This is a genomic window from Sulfitobacter sp. 1A15258 (assembly GCF_043557045.1).
Classification (GTDB): Bacteria; Pseudomonadota; Alphaproteobacteria; order Rhodobacterales; family Rhodobacteraceae; genus Sulfitobacter; species Sulfitobacter faviae.
In genome coordinates, this window is sequence record NZ_JBIFFK010000026.1 from 1 (window position 1) to 4499 (window position 4499).

Below are 4499 nucleotides of genomic sequence, written 5' to 3' on the forward strand. Positions count from 1 at the left end.
CTTGCAAATTCGGCGAGTTAACGTGACAACACCTCAATTCACCATCTCTCCACCTTGAACAATGGGCGCGATGTATCACCCGTATCGATCGGGCGCAGCCCTTCGGTTGTCGAGACGGCCGAGTTCGTGCCCTTCAATGTCCCTTTTCTTTCACGGGTTCTGCGTTCGGCCTTCGTCAGGCCCCGGCTTTCAGCTTCGATCTGGCGTTGCTGCAAACGTCGGATCTGGGTACTACCGCCGCTGGCGCGGTACACCATCGTCGCAGACGGGCGCCCAACGGGGGAAAGAACGGGCGCGGTGTACGCCCGTTCTGGTATTAACGTTATCGCAAGGCGGTGCTCGCGATCCGCACTGACCGTTTAGTGAGTAACGGAGACTTCGCGGAACATGCCGGATTCGTAATGACCGGGGATCAGGCAAGCAGCTTCGAACGTGCCGTTATTTGCAAATGTCCAGATGATTTCGGCATCTTCGCCGGGCGCGAGCCGGATGCGGTTGGGCTCATTATGACCCATATTCATACCGCTCATATCCGCCATTTCGTTCTTGTGCGCGGCGTTCTTCTTTTGCGAGTCGAGAATGAACTCATGGTCCAACTCGCCCTCGTTGCGGACGACGAAACGGACGGTCTCGCCTTCTTTGAAATCCAGATCGCCGCCCTTGAACAGCATTTCGCCGTCGTCTGTTTCGACCATGTCGATCTCGACCGTGCGGTCCACCGCAGCGGCATCGCCGGGCATGCCGATCTTCATTTCTCCATGGGTGTCGCCGGACTTGTTTCCGTGAGCCGCTTCGCCGGCAAACCCCGGTGCCGCAAAGGAGGAAGCCAGTGCGATTGTCAGCAGTAGATGTTTCATCTGTTTAGTCCTTGGTTGCTTTTGGGTTCAGGTATTGGCCGGAGGACTCATCAGCCCTCCGGATTGCTCCCGCAGGAACAAATCTCAGAATTGAAGGCGTGTACCGATCACGACCGAGAACTCATCTGTATCCCCACCGGCCGCGCGGGTGATGTCCCGCGTGTCGCCGAACGAGGTCTCGTAGTTGACGCCGATATAGGGTGAGACCGCACGGTCGATGAGGTCGTAACTCAGCCGCGCACCGATCTCCATGACTGCGCCACCCGCACCCCGCCCCCGGGCGATGTCATCCTTCAGCGGCATATCGATCTCGATGTTCGGGGTCAGGATCAGACGGTTGGTAAGGAGCAGTTCGTATTCCGCCTCGAAACTGAAGAACGAATAGTCGGAGAGGTAGAGATCGGCGTCGATCTCGAACCACTGCGGCGCGAGCCCTTTTACCCCCACGACAGCCGCGTAGCGTTCCGGAACGCCCTCGGGTGTGCTGGCATAGGCTCCGACCACGCCGTTAAAGAAGGTCGAGATTGGAAACCGGAGACGTAGCTGGTTTTCGAGGCTTTCGAACTCATCGGACGAAAGACCGTATTCAGCTTCGCTGCGCCACACCAGCTTGAGCTCATCCGTGCCGATGAGGGCGTCGAAATCCCAGACAAGGACCTCTTCGTCATCCAGTGCGCGAATTTCCAACTGTTCCGCCTGCACGCCCCAGATCAGCTGTTCGGTTTGTTTGACGGGCTGAGCCTGCACGAGCGAGGCCCAAGGAAGGATGAGGCCGGCCAGTCCGGCGAGTTGACTGTATTTCATTACGTTCGTCCTTTGTATTTCCCGGCTCAAGCCGCGCGTCCCTTGACCACGACCTTGCGGAACATTCCCGCCCGCGCGTGGTAGCTGAGGTGACAGTGGAACGCCCATTGACCGGGGGCGTCGGCCTCGACTTCGATGTCCGTCGTGGCGGCGGGATTGATGTTCACGGTGTGCTTGATGGGATTGCGCGGACCGTGACCGGCATCGATGATCGACCACATCCCGTGCAGGTGCATCGGATGCGACATCATCGTTTCGTTGATGAACCGCATGCGCACCCGCTCGCCGTATCGGAGCGTGATCGGGGCGGCATCGTCGTATTTCACGTCGTTGATCGACCAGATGTAGCGCTCCATGTTACCGGTCAGCCGCAACACGATGGTGCGTGAGGGTGCGCGGTGACGGTAACGAGGGCTGGCGGCGCGCAGGTCTGCGTAGGACAGGAACTTGCCGCCGTTGTACGCGACAGGCGTCAGTCCGCTGCCCGGGACATAGAACGGATCGCCGCCATCAGACATTGCCATTCCGCTCATACTGTCCATGCCGCTCATACCGTCCATTGCGGGCTTCTGCATCTGGGCATGGTTCATGCCTGACATCGGTGCCTTTTTCTTCTGCTGCATCTGCGTGTGGTCCATGCCGTCCATCGCAGGCTTTTGCATCTGCGTATGGTCCATCCCAGCCATCGAAGTCTTTTTCTTCGGCTTTTCCTCTGACGGGGTCATCGCAGGCATCGGGGGCTGCTGGCTGGATTGCATGTTTGAATGGTCCATGCCTGTCATGTCGGTGTGGTTCATTCCGGTCATGTTCTGCATGACGTGGTCGCCCATACCCATGCCCATATCCATACCCATACCGCCCATCATGCCGCTCATGTCGGCCATGGTGAGCAAGGGCTTGGGTCTGAGACGGGGCACGGCACCGGCATAGCCCTCTCTGGGTGACAGGGTGCCCCGAACAAGCCCGTTGCGGCCCATGGATTCCGCAATAATGCTATAGACCTTGTTCTGCGTAGGCTGGACGATGACATCATAGGTCTCGGCAACCGCGACCCGCAGTTCATCCACGGCGACAGGCTCCACATCGTTGCCGTCAGCCTGCACGACGACCATTTTCAGTCCCGGTATCCGCATGTCGAAGTAGGTCATCGCGGAGGAGTTGATGATCCGAAGGCGGACCTTCTCACCGGGCCGGAACAAACCGGTCCAGTTTTGCGACGTGCTGCGACCGTTGATCAGCGAGGTAAATCCCTGCACGTCTTCGACGTCGCTCGGCAGCATGCGCATGCGCCCCCACATGCGGCGCTCTTTCAGCGTCGCCTTGAGACCGTCCATGCGGGCGTCCCGGATCAGGTCCTGAAAAGTGCGCTGCGAACGGTTGTAGTAGTCGGACTGCATCTTGAGGTTCCGCAAGATGCGGTTGCCCGGATGGGGATGTTTGTCGGCCAGCTGAACGACATAGTCGCGGTGCGCTGGTATGCGTTCCCTGCCGCGCGGCTCGATCACGATCGCACCGTAGGCGCCATCCGGCTCCTGAAGGCCTGAATGGCTGTGGAACCAATAGGTCCCGGCCTGCTGGATCGGGAAGCGATAGGTAAAGGTCTGACCGGGGGCGATGCCGTTGAAGCTGATCCCCGGAACGCCGTCCTGACGGAAGGGCACGATAAGTCCATGCCAGTGGATCGAGGTGCTTTCGCTGAGGTTGTTGGTCACGTTTATCGTAACCTCCTCACCTTCCTTGAAGCGCAGGATCGTCGGAATCTGGCTGCGGTTGTAGCCCACGCCCATCTTCTGAAAATCGCCCGTGTTGATGCGCACCGGGTCGACTGTGATATTGTAGGTTCCCTGAGAGGTCACCTGCGTGGAGCCATGCGCGCTCAACGCTTTGGGCATCGCAAAAGCCGCAGCCGCAGCCAAGCCGAACTGACGCCGCGACAACCCCTTCGCCAGCTCTTCAGAGGTACTGAGCGCCGTATCCCAGAGGGCCAGCTGCTTTCTATTGAAGAATTGCATTCGTTTTCCTTGTATTAGTCTGTCTGAAAGGTGCCGCAGCGCGCGTGCTCAAGGGTTCGACGGCGTTTTGGAGGTCAGTCGCACCCGGCTCGGCACAGTTCGCTTCGAACACGGCACGTGCCGGGGGGCGTTTACGCGCGGTTCTGCCTTGCAACTTGCGAGGGTCAGCGCGGGGCCTGTTTCGAGTTCTGAATTTGTCGGATCCATGATTCACGTGCCCTCCGTGGAACTGGAGGTTTTATCGCCGGAACGCCTGCAAAGGATCAAGAATACATATGGTTACATATGGGGTTAGGGTGTGCTGACCGTCGGTAGGGTGGGTGGTTGCTGATGTGATTTGCTTTGGTTCGGGAAGGGCGAAGGGGCGCCTACGCAGTTGCCCGAAGGTTCGCGAACGCGCTTGATGTAGATCATCTTTCGCTTGCTATGCCCGGTTTCCAGAGATGATCGGCGAAAGACAGGCTCATCCAAGAATTGATCAACAACTCATCTGGAGATAGCGATCAGACGTTGATAGAGGCTATCGCGGACCTGGTTCGGAGGACTTTACTCGCTGCAGCAATACATCCCTGAAATAACCTGCGTGCAGCGTCAGAAAGCGAGATCGTGTGCCAATCAGACATGCTTGTGTTTTTCTGAGATTTATTAATGCAGCGGATTGCAAAAACTCTCGCTGTGCGCTCTGAGGCTACAGCCTTTCCAAGCTTCGCCCTTGTAAGCCAGTTCATTCGGAATATCCGCTAAATGCAAGTGTTTGGGACGGAACTCATACCAAGCCGTAGAACTCCACAGGGTGTTGTCACGTTAACTCGCCGAATTTGCAAGT

Annotated in this window: 3 protein-coding genes; all 3 read right to left on the minus strand. The window is 58.0% G+C overall.

Features of this window, described 5'->3' with window-relative positions:
• Nucleotides 1-359 precede the first annotated feature (359 nt).
• A complete protein-coding gene (locus tag ACGYK9_RS19070; protein ID WP_009827247.1) occupies nucleotides 360-857 on the minus strand; it encodes a plastocyanin/azurin family copper-binding protein in 498 nt (165 codons plus the stop codon).
• An 84-nt stretch (nucleotides 858-941) separates the two neighbouring features.
• Nucleotides 942-1661 carry a copper resistance protein B gene (locus tag ACGYK9_RS19075; protein ID WP_065335300.1) on the minus strand — a complete coding sequence of 240 codons (720 nt, stop codon included), beginning with the start codon at nucleotides 1659-1661 and terminating at the stop codon, nucleotides 942-944.
• 26 nt (nucleotides 1662-1687) lie between these two features.
• Nucleotides 1688-3673: a multicopper oxidase domain-containing protein gene (locus ACGYK9_RS19080; protein ID WP_009827245.1), complete on the minus strand. Its 1986-nt coding sequence runs from the start codon at nucleotides 3671-3673 to the stop codon at nucleotides 1688-1690.
• Between the last annotated feature and the right edge of the window lie 826 nt (nucleotides 3674-4499).

Bases quoted from the DNA above. Each gene is read 5' to 3' on its own strand.
- ACGYK9_RS19070 (WP_009827247.1), bottom strand. From the start codon at position 857: ATGAAACATCTACTGCTGACAATCGCACTGGCTTCCTCCTTTGCGGCA.
- ACGYK9_RS19075 (WP_065335300.1), bottom strand. From the start codon at position 1,661: ATGAAATACAGTCAACTCGCCGGACTGGCCGGCCTCATCCTTCCTTGG.
- ACGYK9_RS19080 (WP_009827245.1), bottom strand. From the start codon at position 3,673: ATGCAATTCTTCAATAGAAAGCAGCTGGCCCTCTGGGATACGGCGCTC.